This is a genomic window from Micromonospora sp. NBRC 107095, from assembly GCF_030269705.1.
In the GTDB taxonomy this organism is placed as follows: domain Bacteria; phylum Actinomycetota; class Actinomycetes; order Mycobacteriales; family Micromonosporaceae; genus Micromonospora; species Micromonospora parva.
Genome location: NZ_BSTU01000001.1, coordinates 905,925 through 923,505, shown reverse-complemented (window position 1 = coordinate 923,505; position 17,581 = coordinate 905,925). Strand labels below are relative to the sequence as shown.

The following is a 17,581-nucleotide window of genomic DNA, read 5'->3' as shown; positions in this document are numbered from 1 at the left end:
CTACCCGACCAGATTGGAGGCGCGCGTGTCAGTCGACCTTGAGGCAACAGTGGCCCGGCCCATCTCGCTCGCCGAGTTGGTGACCGCCGCGCGAGCCACCCTGGCCGAACTGCTCGGCATCACCACGACGCCCGAGCTGAGCGTCGTCACCGACCGACGGTACGAACAGGGACGCCGGGTCGATTCCGGACGCCGCCTCGACGCGGCGGACCTGCGGGCCACCACCATAGGCGACCGCATCGACCGCTTGCCCAACGGGATGCCGGGCTCGATCCACCTGGAGATCGATGTCCCGGGCTTCGAGGACCGTGTCTGGCTCCTGGTCATGGACCACGAGCCGGAGACCGACGGTGGCCCGGAGGCCGTCTTCAGCCCGTACCGCACCTGCGTGAGCGTCGTCGTAGCGCTGTCCCTGGCACTTGCCGTCGCCGACCTCAGCGGCGGACAGTTCACCGACGACCAGATCCGGCTGCTGCGGCCGGGCCACTCCGACCCGCGTCAGGTGGTCACGGCGACTCGACTGCCACCCGAGCCGGGGGAGTTCGCCGAGAGGTGCGAGCGCTACCTTCGCCAGTTCGCGCATCTCGGCGGGTGGCCGCGCGACGTGTCGATGGAGCCCCAGTGACGTCGTACCGCCATCTGGAAGATCGGAAAAGGCCGCCTCCGACTCGCGGAAACGGCCTTTGACCTGGGGTGGAGCTGAGGGGATTTGAACCCCTGACCCCCTCGATGCGAACTGTGGGCGAGCCGGTCGAATCAGGCTTGATGCGAGGTCAGACAGCCCGTTGGTGTGCTGCTCGGCCTGGTTCGGCTGGCACGGTTGCTGTACTTCGCTGCTGTACTGCCGGCATCAGATCAGACGTTGGATGCGGACCTTCGGGCGCTCGTTTCTGAGGTGCCCTTGCTTGTGCCGGCGGACCTGCTCCTTCCAGACCTCCTGGTCGTAGGCCGGGTCCGGCGGGATCCACCTGTGGGAGCCGTCGCTGTAGTGGAACTTCTCGTCGCCGGCTCGAAGGATGCTCATCGCGTCCATCCGAGGAATCGGTAGTGCAGGTGGCCGGCGGAGACGTGGGCCAGGTCGCGGGTGGCGTCGACGAGCTGGGCGGCCAGGTAGAGGGCTAGCGACATGGGGGCGCGATCATATTCAGCTCGCAGTTCCCGCCGCCGAGTTTGGCAGGGCCACTCCCCCGCACAGCCGCCGCAGGACCAGGTCGGTTTGATCGGGTGGTGGGTGGTCATCGCGGGCCGCCCTGGCTGGGCCAGTGGCCGCGGTTGATCGGGATGCGGTGACGACTTCGGCAGGGCAGGTTGCCTCCGCAGCGGCAGACGTGTCGCCAGTGCCGCCATGACCAGACGGGCCGATGACGGCGGGCGAGGGTGAGCGCCACCGCCAGGACGTACTCGTCGTACAAAACTTGCCGGCGGCTGTTGTCCTGCCTCTGGTCGTACCCGGTCCGCGACACGGCGCCTGCGGTCGAACCAGTCGCATCGTTCGGTCTGGTCACCATGCCTCCCGCCGCCCCTTGCGATCCCGTGGGCACCCGGTCAACCGTGTCCGGAAACAGGGCACCCACGGCAGGACGACCCGCCGCCAAGCTGGGTAGCCCCAGGGGCAACTTAGGACGCAATGTGCGCAGAGTCAACAGCTACGACACATAGCGTTGTAAGTCGAGCCGGAGGTGTGGTCTGCTTGCACCAGCCGCCAAGCTGGGAGCACCACCGATGTCTGAAGCTGCATACCTACAGGTCGCCAGGGATATCCGCGAGCAGGTCAGCTCCGGCCAGTTGAAGCCGGGCGACAAGCTGCCCTCGTTCGCCGCCCTCTGCGAGCACTACGAGGTGAGCAACACCGTCATCCGCGCCGCCATGCTGCTGCTCAAAGCCGAAGGGCTGATCGACGGTCGGCAGGGCAAGGGCGTCTACGTCGCCAACCCGCTTCCGCGGTAAGCCGGGGAATCTTCGAGTCCCGACCCCTCGCTTGTAAGTTCTGGGCGCTCTGTCCGGCGAGGTTCGTGCTCGTCTCTGACGTCGGACGGTAGTCCGCAGCCCTCCGTACACGACCTTCAAGGTCCGACCCCGTTGCTGTCACCGTAGCTGTCTGACAGCGCGATATTCGGCTACGTCGGCCGGTTTCGATTGCGGTGGTCCTGCAGCCATGCAACGGCGCTCCCTGTAGCGACCACCGTGCAGGCACCAAAGGTCACCGGCACCCACCACGCGCCACCCTGGTCTAGCGCTGTGGCCACCGTCAGCCAGAGGCAGACCAGCGCAAGCAGGGACCACGCGATCGGGAACCACGGCACACCTCGTCGAGCTGCCAACGCACGCCCCCCTCATCCGGCCAACCGCCTTGCATCGATCCGCGCAAGTCTATAGAAGCTGAACGGCCTGATCTTGATGGGCGTACTGTGCAGGCTTGCCGGGGTTCACCGGGAGACATCCTCCTCCCCCCGTTGCGCGGCTGGCGGTCCATGTTGCACTCCTCGGTGCTGTTGGCCTTCCATACTTAGTTGGCCCCGCTCGTCCCGCCTCCAGTTGGTGCCGCCAGCGTCGGTAAAGTCGATGGCTACTTTGAAGCGCTTAGTGTCCACCCTGCCATCACCCTGCCCGCGGTCCTCTACCTCGTCGATGCCTGCAATGATCACTGGCTCGCTTCCTGGCGGAACGAGACCCGCCCTGCGAATGCCATGCCAGCCGACCTCGTCGTCGTAGTAATGGATGATGACGCCATAGATAGGCACCTCCGTGGCGTTGCGTATCGCTGCTGCGAACGCGTACTCCTTGCTGCCGATCCGCCAGCGCTTGGACGGCTCGTTTGCAAAAACTGGCCATGCGGCTACGGCCGATGCCTGCTTCCGCTGTTCGGCCACTGTTCTCTCGTTTCGATCCGCTTCGGCTCGTTGATCCCGAGCAGACTCGATTCCGTAAACGCGGTGGGCCGCCAAGGCGGCAACTGCGGCGAACGCAAGCGCTAGGAGGCCACCAGCGGCTGAGATCCACGTCGGGACATCACCCCAGGCCGGTGCCTGGGAAAGCAGCATCGACGACAACATGATCGGATCATGGACTAGAACGTCAAGTCTTGCGAGTGGCTTGAGTAGCGATCGGCTGCCAGTAGGCGGGGTGTGGTGGGACGCCCCGGTGACGGCCCAGACGGCCCTGGAGTGCCGCCAGTGTGCTGTCCGACAGGCACCTTCCACTGCTGCTACTTGCCGAGACGATGACGAGTGACGGTCACCCTCTGCCATCCTGGCGCTCATCGGTCTCTCATCGAGCCGCCGCGTGCCAGGCTTAGCAAGCGTCACCTCGTCGAGTTGAAGCGGAACTAAGAGCCGGTGTCCCGCCACCAGCAGGATCGCTAGTCGGTCCCTGGTCACACGCCGTCTCCGGCTGCCATCGTTGGTTGCTGGTTGACGACGTTTGACGGTGTCTTGTGCCCCCTGTGTGCCCCGACCACTGGTGCGGCGTGGTTAGCTGCCGGCACCGGCATCTGATGGCGAGGGGACCGACGTGGCGTTGACCAAGAAGGGCTCTCGGCTCATCACGGTCGACGGCGTGGTCTACAGGTGGCGAGTGCGCGGACGACCCACCTACGCCCAGGCGCTCGGTGAGCGACCACTCGCCCTCGCCGTTGAGCAAGCCGACTGCAAGGGCAGCGTACTGCTAGTCAGCACGCCTCAGGACCACCCGAGCAACTGGTTCGGCGGTCCGTCGATCCCTATTCTTCCCTCGCAGGTCGCGGCAGTCATCCGCAAGGCACTGGGCGAGGGATGGCGGCCTAGCCAGCCGGCGACGGCCTTTCGCACTACTGCGCCCGACGAACCTCAAGCGCCTTCGACTCCTTGACCCCCAGTCAACAATCAGGGCGTCTCCACCTGGTCGGATCAGGGTCAGGCCCTGGCGCTCACGTCCGCTGTCGTCCAGGGGTGTCCGGCCCCGTACACCCCGATCGTCACCCAGTTAGTCACTCAGTGAGGGTTTCGAGTTCCGGCTGGTCGAAGTCTCACCTGCCAATTGTGAGCGACGTGGTCGACGACGACCGCATCGAGCCAGACACCAACAGCCGGAAGCTCGCTGCGGCTCGGGAGCGTGGTGATCTCCATCAGAGCTATCGCATCGGGATGGCCTTCGATGTCGGCGAAGACGCCGAACGGCATCGTCGCAAGCACGCGTGCCCGGACTCGTGCACCCACGGGCAGCGTCGACTTGGTCTCCGACCATGAACGCTCTGCGCGCTCGGCTCTGCCATCGAGCAATTTCCAGTCGTCTGGGCACATGGCCGCACATCCTCGCACGATCAGTTTGGAAGGTGCCTTGACTGGCGGACGCGCCGTTGCGGCGGCGCAGGTAATCGGCTTGGCTCTCTGTCCCTCCCTGTCCTATGCAGTGACGGGCCGGCCTGGTAGGCACTGTTGGTGACCCTTGGTGACTGGCCTTGCGGGCACGTAGCGGGCACGGCGAGCCGGACCATGCCAACCCCTCTCTGCCGTGCTGATGAGCGCAGGAGCTATGTAGCGATCCCAGGAACCCTATGATCACTACGTGACCCGGGACTATGCGGCATTACTTGCGCAGGTTGTACCAGTTGTGGCAATTGCCTTGGGCCTGGAGATCAGGTCCATGACCGCACGCATCCGGGGTTCGCAAGCCGAACGTGTGCCGTCATGGCGGCGCTCTGCCCTATTCTTCCTGTGCGCTAGCCTCTTGGTACTCGCCATCGTCGAGGTGCGGGCACTGGCGGTCGTAGCTGGAGCAAACTTCGTCCGTCCCTGGACCGTCATGTTTATCTTGGCCATTATGGTGGCGTTTGTGGCTCCCGCGCTGGATGCCTTGCCTGAAGCATCTCCGGTCAAGCGTGAGGAGCTGCTCGGCGTCTTCCGTAGTAGGCGCGCTCGCCCAGGCCTGTTGCTAAGCATCGTTGGCCTACTGGTGGTACTGCTCAATCTGCTGGTAGTCGTCCTGTCAGCGATCCAATAGCCGCATCAGCTTGGAATCGGGTTGATCCACGGTAGCGAAGAGGTCATATGAACACGCCAGCGCCGAACACTCCCTCACCTGACCAGATTGTTGAAGCACTAGATCAGACAGGATTTATCCTGGAGCATCGCGTCGCACAAGTTCTGAGGAGTAAGGGGTTTGAGACTGATTTGAATCGCCCCTTCCCAGACGAGGCATCCGGAAAGTCAAGAGAGATAGACGTTTGGGGCTACAAACACTCTTTCGCGAAAAGGGATCCACTCGCTATATACCTGGCCACCCAGGTGATTTGCGAGTGCAAAAACACAAGCAACCCGTTCGTCATTGTCGGCGAGAGCCTGGAGCATTTTGGTTCGAGCGGAAGCGTCCGGGTTGCAAGCGCGTTCGATCCACTAGAATTCGACTTCGATGGCCTCTCCTCGTCCTCCGATTGGGAGCTGAAATTTGGGTCACTTCCGGGGCAGCTGACCAAGCCTGACTTGCTCGGTCGCCAGCTCGTACGCATGAATCGCCAGGGAAGCAGTTGGCGGGCAGACAATTCATCTATCTTCGATAGCATCGTCTACCCTCTTGCCAAGGCGGGCAAGCATATTGTCGACGGCTTTTCAGAGCCGGACCCGGCGGAGATCTCCGCAGACTTCGGATTCTTTCACTTAATCTTGGTAACCAGCGGCCCGTTGTTTGGAGTCAACATAAAGGCCGATGAGCCTGAAGTCAGTGCTTGCAGGTGGGGATCACTCGCCCGGACGTTCCATGCCGGCGACCTTCGCGGTTCTTATATATTTGACGTCGTCAGCTTTCCGCATCTTGCTGAATATCTTGACGAACGAGTCCTCAGTATCCACCAGAGCGCCCTGCAAAAGATCCGCGAAAATATGCATTTGCTTGATCCGGAGTGGCTTCTTGCGAATAAGGGAGAGCCCGGGAAGAAGGCTGAGTTCGGCGCTTGGCTCGGCCTCTATAGGGCGGCTCGCGGAGATCGCCTTGCCAACACCCATGAGTAGTGGCATCTAGCCCTTATGTTCTGACGGGACCTCCTGCCATCCCGTCTGCCGTCGACCCGCCCTCCTGGGGAGCGGGCCGCCGCCCGGCCCGCCACGTCAAGACGGCCTTGACGCACGTTCGGACGCTGGCGGGTTGGGCGGTGGTCTGCTCGGCTTGCCCGGGTCGATGGCAGGCGGGATGGCCCGCGCAACCACCCACGGACCGCAACGCGCCGACGGGGTTGCAACCATCTCGGAGCCCGAGCGCCCCCGCCGGAGGCGCAGTAACCGCGACCCCGCGACCGCCGCCAGCTCGCCGAGGCGGCCGGCGTGCGCTCCCCTACGCCGCCGCGCGGGCTCGTGGCCGCGCGGCCCGGCCGGCTGCCGGCCCACCAACACACCGGCCAACGACCTGTCGTTCTGCGGCGGCCCCTTGGGCTTCTCGCTTCCGCGCCAGCCGCCGGGCGTTGGCGTGTCGGCCGCGTGCGACAGCTAAGCGGCCGGCGCGCGCCCAGGCGGCGGCGCGTGCGGCCCGTCTCGGGCCGCCTTGATGGATGTACAGAAAGTCCTCCCACCGCCGGCAGCCGGCCGGTTCGCCTCCGTCGGCGGGATCACAACCGGTTGACGTGTCGGTACCCAGTGCTACTCTGGCGCTCGTCGAGCACGCCAGCGCAGCCTTTCTGCCGGATCGCTGGACTCGATGTCGGAGATGCCGAGCGGCCTTCCTGCCACTGATGCGGGCCACGTCCCGCCGGCTCTCGATCACACCGGCCGCCCTGCCGGTTCCCGGAATCCGCTGAGCGGCCCAGCGCGGCCTTTCCTGCCGTCCACGATGGCCCGGATTCGCTCATCTCCACGGGTGAGGGCTGCCTGCGGCAACCTGCCGGATGCCGATATCCCGGGCTCCCCACCCGTGCCGGCCCGACTCATTGGCTCGACGAGCGCGAAAGGACATGACCCCATCGGCGGGAAGTGGCATCACCACGATTCCGCCCTCCGGCGTCAGCCGCCTTCCGGCGGTGCCAGGAGACACGACGAACACCACCAGCGGACCTGCGTCCACGGCTGGTGGTGCTTCGTCTTTCGTCCCTGCCACCTGTTGAGGAGGAAGTCGTGTCCACCCCGCTCGACCCGTACCGGCCCGGCGTCGCCGCCGGCCGTGACGCCCAAGTCCTGCACCGCGCCGCCATGCCGGAGTTCTCCGGCTGGCTGGAGCACACCCGCCCCGCCGGCGGCTGCACCCGCCCGATCCGCCTCACCGGCACTCTCGCCGCTGCCGAGCGAGACACCAGCCGGGTTCTGGGCGAGCAGCACACCGACGAGCTGCCCGACCAGGCGCTCTACAAGGCGTGCGGCAACCGCCGCGAAGCCCGGTGCCCGGACTGCGCCTGGGTCTATCAGGGCGACGCCTACCAGGTCGTGCGCTGCGGCCTGACCGGCGGCAAGGGCGTCCCCGTCTCGGTCGCCCGGCACCCGGTCGTCTTCGCTACCTTCACCGCCCCGTCCTTCGGCCCGGTCCACCACCGGCACGTCCCTCGCCACACCTGCGCCACCCGGCAGCGCTGCGACTGCCGCCCCGCCCCCTGCCGTGCCCGGAGCACCGCCGGCACCTGCCCGCACGGGCAGCCCGCTGCGTGCTTCGCCCGCCACGACGCCGACGATCCGCGGCTCGGAAAGCCGTTGTGCCTGGACTGCTACGACCACGACCACCAGGTCGTCTGGAACTACTTCTCCGGCGAACTGTGGCGGCGCACCAAGCAGGCCATCGAACGCCACCTCGCCGCCCTCTGCCGCAAGCGCGGTATCCCCCTCGTCCGGGTCGTCACCGCCTCCGGCAAGGTCCGCTGGGTGCCGCCGGTCCGGGTCGCCCACGGCAAGGTCGCCGAGATGCAACGCCGCGCTGCCGTGCACTTCCACGCCCTGCTGCGCCTCGACGGCATCGACCCCGACGACCCGGACGCCCTCGTGCCGCCACCGGCCGGCTTCACCGTCGACGACTTGGAGGCAGCCGTCCACGCCGCTACCCGCCAGATCACCGTCACCACACCCGCGCACCCCGACCGGTCCGAAGGCTGGGTGGTGGCCTGGGGCAAGCAGGTCGACGTCCGGCGCATCAACACGACCGGCGGCGAGCTGACCGACGGCAAGGTCGCCGCCTACCTCGCCAAGTACGCCACCAAGGCCACCGAAGCTACCGGCCACCAATCCACCCGGCTCACCCCCGCCGCCATCGACGACTACGCCGACCCCGAAGGCGACCACCTCGCCCGCCTCATCGACGCCTGCTGGCGACTCGGCCGCCCCACCCACACCCGCAAGACCAGCGGCGCCGCAACCATCGAGCACCGTCAAGACAGCCTTGACACCAAACCGAACCTCTACGCCGGGCTGCGCCGCTGGGCCCACATGCTCGGCTTCGGCGGCCACTTCCTCACCAAAGCCCGCCGCTACTCCGTCACCTTCAGCCTGCTCCGCGACACCCGCGCCACCCACCGCCGCAAAGAAGACGACGAACCCGCCGGCACGATCACCGTCGGCACCCTCACCTACATCGGGGCCGGCTGGCTCACCGAAGGCGACGCCCTCTTGGCCAACACCGCCGCCCGGCAGCGACGCGAGAGCAGACGCATCGGCCGCGAAGAACTCGCCCACGACGCCTGGCTCACCGGAGCCGCCGCATGAACCAAGACCTCACCCCGCGCTGGTACTCCCCCGCCGAGGTCGCCGTCCTGCTCGGCTTCGGCATCTCCAAGATCAAGATGAAGATCGCCACCGGCGAACTGCGCTCCATCAAGGACGGCAAGTACCGCCGCATCCTCCCCGAATGGGTCGACGACTACATCCGCGAACAGGTCGAACGCCAGGAGGCAGCCTGATGACCGCCCGCGCACGAGCCAACGGCGAAGGCTCCATCTTCCCCTACCGCAACGGCTTTGCCGCCTACGTCTGGGTCACCAAGCCCGATGGCAAGCGCACCCGCAAGTACGTTTACGGGAAGACCCGCGAGGCCGTTCACGACAAGTGGATCAAGCTGCACGGGCAGGCCAAGGCCGGGCCGGTCGTCACCCGCCTGCCCACCCTCTCCGGCTACCTCGACTCGTGGCTCCGCGACATCGTCGAGCCGAACCTGGCCCCCGCCACGGCGGCCAACTACGACATGTTCGTCCGCCTTTACATCGCGCCGGAGCTGGGCTCCCGCCGCCTCGACAAGCTGACGGTCCGGGATGTACAGACCTGGCTCAACCAGCTCCGGTCCGCCTGCCAGTGCTGCCTCCAGGGCAAGGACGCCGCCCGGCTTGAGGGCAAGCGGAAGTGCTGCGCCGCCGGTCGCTGCTGCGGCCGGACCGTCTCCGAACGGACCGCCCGCGACGCCTGGACGACGCTCCGCGCCGCGTTAAACAACGCCGTCCGGGACGAGCTGCTGACCCGTAACCCGGCAGCGTTGCTGCGGGTGGCCAAGCCCCGCGCCCGCACGGACAAGCCGTGGTCCGTCGACGAGGTTCGCCAGTTCCTGGAGTCGGCCCGCGCCGACGGCGACCCGCTCTACGCCGCGTACGTGCTGGTCTTCGTACTGGGGCTGCGCCGGGGTGAGGTGCTGGGCCTTCGGTGGGAGGACGTCGACCTAGCCGCCAACGAGCTGTCGGTGGCCTACCAGCTCCAGCGCATCCGCCGGCAGCTCCTGCACCGGGAGACCAAGACCGAGACGTCGGACGCCACCCTGCCCCTGCCGGCCATCTGCACTGCTGCCCTGCGGTCTCGCCGCGAAGATCAGAAGCGGCACCAGGAGCACTCCGGCCGGGCCTGGCAGGACAACGGCCTGGTCTTCACCACCCGGCTCGGGACGCCGATCGAGCCGAGGAACTTCCACCGGGAGTTCAAGACCCGCTGCCGCAAGGCCGGCGTCCGGGAGATCTCGGTGCACACCACCCGGCGCACCTGTGCCACCCTGCTGGTGGCACTCGACGTCCACCCCCGGGTCATGATGCGGATCCTGCGGCACAGCCAGATCGCCGTGACGATGAACATCTACGCCCAAGTCGCCTCGGAGGCGACCGAGTCAGCTCTCACCCGGCTCGGCGAGCAGTTCCTCTAGCTGGCGCCCTAGCTAGGACCGCCTCGACAGCATCCATGCCACGTATGAGTGGTCAAGCCGACCAAAGTGGTCGATGCCGTTGAGCGGGTCCGACGGCCGAGTATGAAAAAGCGCGGGTAGGTCGTCCTTCCGCCCATTCGCAAGGGCCTCGTCAAGTTGCACGTAATGCGCAAGCAAGGCATCGAAGATCGGAATCACACGCTCCGACAACTCCCGGGCGACTTCGCCTCCGCATACGTCGGCCTCCTCGACCGACCGGATCGCCCAGCGGTCGAACCCGTCGGAGTGCCTGGAGGCTGCCGTGAGCCGCGTCCACCACTGAGCCACCGACGCCGTGGGCCGGTCCCGATGGTTTCCGCCCAACCGCTCCTGGAACCAGTCAAGCCAAGAAGCGGTGGCGACACCGAGGTTGACGTAGAAGAGCGAGGTGTCGCCCCAGCTACCCGTGGATCCTTGGAACTCGATGATCGCCGCATGGCCGGCATCGGAGATCCGGCGGAAGCTGCCGTGCGAGCGTTTGAACCCGTGCCCTCGCAGCACCGGCCCGACCTGCATGGCGATCATGTTCAGGTATGCCTGTCGAACCGGACGCTCCATGCCAAAGATCGTATTGGCGGGTACGACAACGAAGCCGAACGGCGCTGCTGTACTTGACTGCTGTATAAGATCGACAAAGGCCGTCTCCCACCACGGGAAACGGCCTTTGAACTGGGTGGAGCTGAGGGGATTTGAACCCCTGACCCCCTCGATGCGAACGAGGTGCGCTACCAGTCTGCGCCACAGCCCCCCGCCGGCGAACCGGCTTCGGTCCCACCCGGCTTACACCGGGCGGGCCGGCAGCAAGGCTAACAGGTTGCCGGCCCTCACCGCGAATCCGCCCCCTGCGTGGCGCTCCCGTAGACCCGAAGATCGACTTGGCTTCCTGAAAACCGGGGCATCCCGGACGCCACGACACCCCGACTTTCAAGAACCCGAGTCGATCAAGCCAGTCGGGACTGACCCAGGCCGGGGACCGACCCAGGCCGGGGACCGACCCAGGCCGGGGACCGACCCAGGCCGGGGAGGGGCCAGGGGTCAGGCGCCTCGACCGGCCTCGTAGGGACGGCCGCGGAGACCGCCCGCCCGCCGGTACGAGACCGACCCGCCGTTGACCGCCGCCGGCAGGTCTCCCTGTCGGTCCAGGCCCATGGCGGCTCGACGTACGCCCTCACGCTGAGCGGCAAGACGGCGCTGCGCCTCCCGGCGGGCCGCTGCCCGGCGGGCCTGCTCCCGGCGCACCTCGGCCTGCCGGGCGGCCAGCCAGGCGGCCTCCCGGGCGCGGGCCCGACGGCGGCGACGCCCGGCGAGGGCCTGACCCCGCAGGTGGACGACGTACAGGGCCAGGAGCAGAAAGGTGACCCCGAAGCCGACCCAGAAGCCGGGGCTGACGAACAGCACGCCGATCAGCTCGACGACGTTGAGGAGCAGCAGGGCGGCGAGCACCCGGCGACGCCGGTACACGGCGGGGGTGTGCTGTCGGCGCGGCGGTGGCCGGCGTCGGGACCGCTTCGGCGCGGGCGGTACGGCGCGCAGCCGCCCGGAGCGACGGGCGGCCGGAGGGGCGGAGACCGGCGCACCCAACGTGCCGGTAGTCGCATCCTCGCTGAGAGTGACGACGAGTGAGCGCGGCGGGTGGACGGGTCGCCGTCCCGGCACAGTGCGGCGCCGTCGGCGGCGCTGGAGCACCCGCGCCGTCGACTGCGCCCGCTCCGCCACCAGCCGCTCGGTGGCGTCGTACCGGCGAACCAGCGCCGGGGCCAGGGCGAGCAGACCGGCGGCGGCGAGGACGGCGAGGAGCACCGAGGTCGGCACCCTCACCCCTCCCGTCACCGAATTCGAAGCAACCGCCATCCGACCGCAGGATCTTCCACCGATCACGCCTGGGCGCGTGGATCGTCCGGCCGGGGAGCGCTTGCCGCAGCTTGCAGTTACTTGAGGTTACGGCGCGCCGACCGGGATGCCACCGCGCCGCGCCGATCCCGTCCGTGGGACGAGTGGGAGGACGCGGCGAAATCCTCCTACCGCGCGTTGGCGCGTACCCGATGCCAGCGGGCCAACAGGCCACCTTCGGCGGCGATCTCCTCACTCGTCATCGCGTACCCGATGTGGTCCCGCCACGCGCCGTCGATGTGCATGTAGCGCACGTGGTACGACTCCTCGCGGAAGCCCAACTTCTCGACCACCCGCCGGGACGGTTTGTTCTCCGGACGGATGTTGACCTCCACCCGGTGCAACCCGCCTGGGCCGAACGCGTGGTCCACGGCGAGCGCGAGCGCCGTCGGGATCACCCCCTGTCCGGCCACCCGCGCGTCCACCCAGTAGCCGACGTAGCCGGAGCAGAGGGCCCGCCGCACGATGCTGCCCACGTTGATGTGCCCGACCAGCCGGTCCCGGTCGCCCTCGCGCAGGCAGACCGCGAACGGCATGCCCTCACCCTCGCGGGCCGAACGCCGCTGGTCACGGTGCACCCAACGGAACGCGGACGGCGAGTTCATCTCGTCCCAACTGCCGGGCAGCGAGGACTCCCAGGGCGCCAACCAGGCCCGGTTGGCGCGCCGTACCTCCGACCACGCCGCCGCGTCGGAGCGCCGGTAGGGCCGCAGCAGCACCGGGCCGTCGGCCAACTCCACCGGCCAGCCCGGCGACCGCGCGGGTCCGAAGAGACTCACAGGCACAGTCTCCCGCGCGGGACCGTGTCCCGCGCAAGTGGCCCCACCGGGCCGCGCACACCCACCGCTACGACCCGACGGTCGCTCGCCCGGTGACCACCGGGTCGACGGACCGGCCGGGAGACCTCACCGGCGGCGGTCCAGCAGCAGGACGTCCACCGTGGAGCCGGCCGCGGCCGTGGTGACCCGCTCGCCGAGCACCAGCAGACCGTTCGCCTCGGCCAACCCGGAGAGGGTGAACGGGCCGCCGCTGAGCGGCTGGACCGTGTACCCGCCGCCCCGGCGCTCGGCGACGTGCGCCGGCCGGAACTCGCGCAACCCCGCTGGCGACGACACGGTCTCCAGCAGGTGTGCCCGCACGCTGGGCCGGAACACCGGCTCGGCGCCGGCGAGCAGTTGGATGGCGGGGCGGGCCAGCACCTCGAAGCCGATCAGCGCGGCACCGGGGTCGCCGGGCAGGCAGACCACCGGCACCTCCTCCGCGCCGACCGTTCCGAACCCGAGCGCGGTCCCGGGATAGAGCGCCACGTCGGTGAAGGTGACCGGCCCGGCCCGACCGCCCTCGCGACGGGACAGGATCCGGCGCACCATGTCCCCGGGGCCCGTGCCGGTGCCCCCGGTGGTGATGATCAGGTCGGCACGCAGGGTCTGGTCCTCCAGCAGCCCGCGCAGCCCCTCCGGGTCGTCATCGCAGATCCCCACCCGGTACGCCAGTGCTCCCACCTCGGCCGCCGCGGCGGTCAGCGCGTGCGAGTTCGCGTCCACCACCTGACCGGGCTGACTGCCCCGGCCCACGTCGACGAGTTCGTCACCGGTGGCCACGATGACCACCCGTGGGCTGGGCCGGACCACCACGTGCCCGATCCCGGTCGCCGCGAAGACCGCGACCAGGGCCGGGGACACGTAGGCGCCGGCCCGGGCGAGCAGGGTGCCGGCGGGCAGTTCCTCACCGGCGCGGCGTACCCCGTACCCCCGTTTGGGGGTACGGAAGATCTCCACCGCGGCCATGCCCTGGTCGGTCCACTCCACCGGGACCACGACGTCCGCGGCGACCGGCAGGGGCGCCCCGGCGGCCACCGAGAAGCACGAGCCGGGGGTGAGCCGGACCGGCCGCCAGCTCGCCGCGCCGAGATCACCGACAACGTTGAGCCGGATGGTGCGACCACCGGGCGTTCCGGAGGGGGCCGGGACGTAGCTCGGCCCCCGGCCCCCTCCGGAAATGTCCTCCCAGCGCGCGGCGTAGCCGTCCACCGCCGCCTGGTCGAAGGCCGGGAAGGCGTGCGGCGCGACGACGTCCTCGGCGAGGACGTTGCCGTGCGCCTGGGTGAGGTCGAGGTCGAGTGGTGGCAGCGCGCGCAACCTGCGCAGCACGCTGCCCAGGTAGTCGGCGAGCGGCGTCAACTCGTTCGCGGCCGCCTCGGCGTCGGCCGTCGCGGTCATGTACCAGATCCGCCTGCCGCGTCGGCCTTGACGAAGTCGGCCAGCCAGGACCGGAACTCGGCGCCCAGGTCCTCGCGCTCGGCGGCTATCTGCACCACCGTCTGGAGGTACCCCAGCGGCATGCCGGTGTCGTAGCGGGTGCCCCGGTAGACGATCGCGTGGACCGGGGTGCCCTCGCTGCGCAGCAGCTCCATCGCGTCGGTCAGCTGGATCTCGCCGCCGCTGCCCGGCTTGGTCCGGCGGATCGCGTCGAAGATCGTGCCCGGCAACACGTAGCGGCCGAGCACCGCGAGGTTGCTCGGGGCGTCCTCCGGCTGCGGCTTCTCCACCATCCCGGTCACCTTGACGACCTCACCGATGTCGGTGAGCTCCGACTCCGCCGGCTCGACGGAGGCGATCCCGTACCGCTTGGTCTCGGCCGGGTCGACCTCGAAGAAGGCGAGCACCACACCGCCGGTGCGGGCCTGCAATTCCAGCATCGCCGGCAGCAGCGGCTCCGACGGCTTGACGAACTCGTCGCCGAGCAGCACCGCGAAGGGCTGGTCGCCGATGTGCGACTCGGCGTACCCGACGGCGTGGCCGAGCCCGAGCTGCTCGGGCTGCCGCACGGTGTAGATCTCGGCCAGCTCGCTGGGCCCACGCACGGCGGCCAGCCGCTCCGCGTCGCCCTTCTCCTCCAGCCTGGCCTCCAGGTCCGGGCGACGGTCGAAGTGGTCCACCATCGACGTCTTACCCCGGCCGGTGATCAGCAACACGTCGTTGATGCCGGCCTGCGTGGCCTCCTCGACGATGTACTGCAACACCGGCCGGTCCACCACCGGCAGCAGTTCCTTGGGCACCGCCTTGGTGGCCGGCAGGAACCGGGTGGCCAGTCCGGCGGCCGGGATGACGGCTTTGACCGCCAGGGGACGGCCGGTTGCGGCGACCGTCGACGAGGGATTCGCTGAGTGCTCCGACATGCCGCGAGACTATCGGCCACGGCTCTGCCGCGGCGGGTGTGGCCCAGAAGACGCGCCGCCACCCGACCCCGGCCGCGCCGCGTCCGGGCCGGCCCGCGCCCCACCCGGGGCGCTGTCCGGCGTGTCGTCGGCCGGATCAGGTCGGGCGTGCGCCCTGCCCGCAACCGATTCCGGTACGCCCGCCGCCGGGTCGGACCGGGCGGACCCGCCCGGCTCCCGGGTGGCCTGCACCGGCTGGCCGGCACGCGGCAGTCCGTCGGGTGGGCTCACCGCGCACGCGAGAACCGGAATCTCCCGGGTCGGCAGATCCGAGCGCACCTCGGCGACCCGGTACGTGTCGCGGCCGGCCGCCTTGGCCGCGTAGAGCGCGTCGTCGGCGGCCTCCAGCACCTCCCGCCCGGTGCTGCCGTGGTCCGGGAAGACGGCGATGCCCACCGACACGGTCACCAGGATCGGCCCGGCGTCCGCCTCGACGGCGATGGGCGTGTCCCGCACCGCCGCGCCGAGCCGTTCGGCCACGATCGCCGCGCCCCGCGCGTCGGTCTCCGGCAGCAGCAGCACGAACTCCTCACCGCCCTGACGGAAGGCCAGGTCGACCTCGCGGATCTCGCCACGCACCCGCCTGGCGAACTCGGCCAGCACGGTGTCCCCCGCGGCGTGCCCGTACGTGTCGTTGACGTCCTTGAACCGGTCCAGGTCCAACGCGAGGACGCTGAGCATCCGCCCGAAGCGGCTGGCCCGTTCCACCTCCCGCCGGATCGACTCGCGCAGGTAGCGGTAGTTCCACAGCCCGGTGAGCGGGTCGGTGAGGGACAGCCGCTGCGCCTCCTCGTGCACCCGGACGTTGTCCACCGCCACTGCCGCGTGACCGGCGAAGGTGCGCAGGGTGGCCAGGTCGTCGTCGTCGAACTCGTCGGCGCCCAGCCGGTCGTAGAGGGCCAGCACCCCGAGCGCCGCCGCCGCGCCAGCCTCGTCGGCCGACCCCGAGGGTCCACCGGTGGCCGGGGCACCGCCGCCCGGGGCAGCGAACGGAACCGCGACGTACGTGCGGCAGCGTGGCTCACCGGTCGGCGCCTCGGTCGTCTCCGCCCTCCCCCGCTGCGGTTCACCGGTGGCGGCGACCGCACCGACGATGCCGACGCCGACCGGCACCCGCAGCGGCTGCGCCCCGTCGGTCTCTTCGTCCGGCCAGCGCCCGTCCAACCCCTCGGTGCACTGCGCGACGAGCACCCCGCCGGTCTCCACCAGCAGCACGGCACCGGCCCGCGCGCCGGTGGCCCCGATGGCACTTCGCAGGATCACCCGCAGGATGCGTTGCAGGTCGTGCGTGCTGGCCAGGGTGTCGCCGAGCACCGCGAGGTGCCCGCGCAGCTGATCCCTGTTGCTGGTCAGCGCCGCGACGTAGGAGCCGGTCTCCCGGGTCATCCGGTTGAACGCGGCGGCCAACCGCCCCAGCTCGTCGCGGCTGCGGACCGGCACCCGGGCGGTCAGGTCGCCCTGGGCCACCCGGTCCACGGCACCGGCCAACTCGGCGAGCGGCCGGGTGGTCACCCGGGCCAGTCGCCAGGCGGTCAGCACGGCGAGCAGCCCGGCCAGCACGACCACCCCGACCAGCGTGGCGTTCAGCCCCGGTGGCCGTTCACCGGGCACGGAGAGCACCAGTGGCAGCGGCTGCGCGTCGGAGGGCCCGAGCCGGCGCACGTAGCGGCCCTCGTTGGTCTCGGTGACCTGCTCACCCCGGACGGTGACGGCGGCGGCCAGCACCGCGTCGCGTACATCACCGGACTCGGTCGTGTGGGTGACCCGAGCGGCGCGCGCCCCACTGTCGAGCAGGGTGACCGCCACCCCGGTCACCGCGGCCAGCCGCGCCACGAAGGCCGGGTCGACACGTTGCGCGGCGGTCACCGTGCCCAGCCGGGCACCGGCGCGATCGTGCAGGTCGACCTGGGCGGCCAGCGCACGGACCGGGCCGGCCGAACCGTCGGTCGAAGCCGTGCCGGAGCCCCCGTTCGCGCCCCCGTTCGGGCCCTCGGTCGCGCCCCCGTTCGGGCTTTCGGTCGAGCCAGCGCAGTCCCGCCACGGTGTCGACGGCGCACCGGGCGAGACGTAGGTGACCTGGCCGGCCACGTCGGTGATCAACACTGCGGCGGCCAGGCCCCGGCCGACCAGTTGCGCGGCGGCGACAGCCGGCTCGGCGGTAAGCGCCACCGCGTCGGCGGTGGCCCGGAGCTGCTGGCAGAGCGCGTCGACCGAGGTCCGCACCGTGGACGCCGCTACCGCCAGGCGCTCGGTGGAGCGGCTGCGGTCGACCGCCGCGACGGTGGAGGCGACGAAGAGCGCGCCGAGCAGGACCGGCCCGAGCACCACCACGAGGAAGGCTGCCGTCAACCGCCCGCGTAGCGTCACTCGGTCCCCCCGGAA

At 69.5% G+C, this 17,581-nt stretch carries 16 protein-coding genes and 1 tRNA gene; 7 read left to right on the top strand and 10 right to left on the bottom strand.

Annotated elements, in window-relative coordinates:
* Positions 1 to 25 precede the first annotated feature (25 nt).
* Positions 26 to 625, top strand: coding sequence for a hypothetical protein (locus QSK15_RS04430; RefSeq protein ID WP_285793002.1), 600 nt, complete (start codon positions 26 to 28; stop codon positions 623 to 625).
* A gap of 225 nt (positions 626 to 850) precedes the next feature.
* Here QSK15_RS04430 and QSK15_RS04425 read toward each other — a convergent pair whose 3' ends face one another.
* Positions 851 to 1,024 (bottom strand): hypothetical protein, encoded by a 174-nt coding sequence (locus QSK15_RS04425; protein WP_285793001.1) that lies wholly within the window; start codon positions 1,022 to 1,024, stop codon positions 851 to 853.
* Between the two features lie 698 nt (positions 1,025 to 1,722).
* On the opposite strand from QSK15_RS04425, the gene QSK15_RS04420 reads away from it, so the two are divergent.
* The gene (locus tag QSK15_RS04420; RefSeq protein WP_026268779.1) at positions 1,723 to 1,947 is read left to right on the top strand and encodes a winged helix-turn-helix domain-containing protein; all 225 of its coding nucleotides are present in this window, start codon (positions 1,723 to 1,725) and stop codon (positions 1,945 to 1,947) included.
* 479 nt (positions 1,948 to 2,426) lie between these two features.
* Here QSK15_RS04420 and QSK15_RS04415 read toward each other — a convergent pair whose 3' ends face one another.
* Together QSK15_RS04415 and QSK15_RS04410 are read right to left on the bottom strand one after the other, a co-directional pair.
* Complete coding sequence (locus tag QSK15_RS04415; RefSeq protein WP_285793000.1) at positions 2,427 to 3,053, bottom strand: hypothetical protein; 627 nt, start codon at positions 3,051 to 3,053, stop codon at positions 2,427 to 2,429.
* A gap of 915 nt (positions 3,054 to 3,968) precedes the next feature.
* Positions 3,969 to 4,277: a hypothetical protein gene (locus QSK15_RS04410; RefSeq protein WP_285792999.1), complete on the bottom strand. Its 309-nt coding sequence runs from the start codon at positions 4,275 to 4,277 to the stop codon at positions 3,969 to 3,971.
* A 265-nt stretch (positions 4,278 to 4,542) separates the two neighbouring features.
* Between QSK15_RS04410 and QSK15_RS04405 the strand changes: the two genes are divergently transcribed.
* The 5 genes from QSK15_RS04405 (at position 4,543) to QSK15_RS04385 (ending at position 10,053) form a co-directional block, all read left to right on the top strand.
* Positions 4,543 to 4,977: a hypothetical protein gene (locus tag QSK15_RS04405; protein WP_285792998.1), complete on the top strand. Its 435-nt coding sequence runs from the start codon at positions 4,543 to 4,545 to the stop codon at positions 4,975 to 4,977.
* Positions 4,978 to 5,024: 47 nt separating this feature from the next.
* Positions 5,025 to 5,981: a hypothetical protein gene (locus tag QSK15_RS04400; protein WP_285792997.1), complete on the top strand. Its 957-nt coding sequence runs from the start codon at positions 5,025 to 5,027 to the stop codon at positions 5,979 to 5,981.
* A 1,092-nt stretch (positions 5,982 to 7,073) separates the two neighbouring features.
* Entirely contained in the window at positions 7,074 to 8,642 is a 1,569-nt protein-coding gene (locus QSK15_RS04395; RefSeq protein ID WP_285792996.1) for a replication initiator, read from the top strand.
* Positions 8,639 to 8,836 carry an excisionase family DNA-binding protein gene (locus QSK15_RS04390; protein WP_285792995.1) on the top strand — a complete coding sequence of 66 codons (198 nt, stop codon included), beginning with the start codon at positions 8,639 to 8,641 and terminating at the stop codon, positions 8,834 to 8,836. Before QSK15_RS04395 ends, QSK15_RS04390 begins: the two co-directional genes overlap by 4 nt.
* Positions 8,836 to 10,053 carry a tyrosine-type recombinase/integrase gene (locus QSK15_RS04385; RefSeq protein ID WP_285792994.1) on the top strand — a complete coding sequence of 406 codons (1,218 nt, stop codon included), beginning with the start codon at positions 8,836 to 8,838 and terminating at the stop codon, positions 10,051 to 10,053. The genes QSK15_RS04390 and QSK15_RS04385 overlap by 1 nt, the downstream gene beginning before the upstream one ends.
* Before the next feature lie 12 nt (positions 10,054 to 10,065).
* On the opposite strand, the gene QSK15_RS04380 is transcribed toward QSK15_RS04385, so the two are convergent.
* The 7 genes from QSK15_RS04380 to QSK15_RS04350 form a co-directional block, all read right to left on the bottom strand.
* Complete coding sequence (locus QSK15_RS04380; protein WP_285792993.1) at positions 10,066 to 10,650, bottom strand: DUF4304 domain-containing protein; 585 nt, start codon at positions 10,648 to 10,650, stop codon at positions 10,066 to 10,068.
* A gap of 116 nt (positions 10,651 to 10,766) precedes the next feature.
* A tRNA-Ala gene (locus QSK15_RS04375) sits at positions 10,767 to 10,840 on the bottom strand.
* A 287-nt stretch (positions 10,841 to 11,127) separates the two neighbouring features.
* Positions 11,128 to 11,904, bottom strand: coding sequence for a divisome protein SepX/GlpR (gene sepX, locus QSK15_RS04370; RefSeq protein WP_285792992.1), 777 nt, complete (start codon positions 11,902 to 11,904; stop codon positions 11,128 to 11,130).
* Between the two features lie 206 nt (positions 11,905 to 12,110).
* Entirely contained in the window at positions 12,111 to 12,761 is a 651-nt protein-coding gene (locus tag QSK15_RS04365; protein WP_285792991.1) for a GNAT family N-acetyltransferase, read from the bottom strand.
* Positions 12,762 to 12,887: 126 nt separating this feature from the next.
* Positions 12,888 to 14,201 (bottom strand): molybdopterin molybdotransferase MoeA, encoded by a 1,314-nt coding sequence (locus tag QSK15_RS04360; RefSeq protein WP_285792990.1) that lies wholly within the window; start codon positions 14,199 to 14,201, stop codon positions 12,888 to 12,890.
* Positions 14,198 to 15,160 carry a UTP--glucose-1-phosphate uridylyltransferase gene (locus tag QSK15_RS04355; protein ID WP_285792989.1) on the bottom strand — a complete coding sequence of 321 codons (963 nt, stop codon included), beginning with the start codon at positions 15,158 to 15,160 and terminating at the stop codon, positions 14,198 to 14,200. Before QSK15_RS04355 ends, QSK15_RS04360 begins: the two co-directional genes overlap by 4 nt.
* Positions 15,161 to 15,169: 9 nt before the next feature.
* Positions 15,170 to 17,566 (bottom strand): diguanylate cyclase, encoded by a 2,397-nt coding sequence (locus tag QSK15_RS04350; RefSeq protein WP_285792988.1) that lies wholly within the window; start codon positions 17,564 to 17,566, stop codon positions 15,170 to 15,172.
* Positions 17,567 to 17,581: the final 15 nt, after the last annotated feature.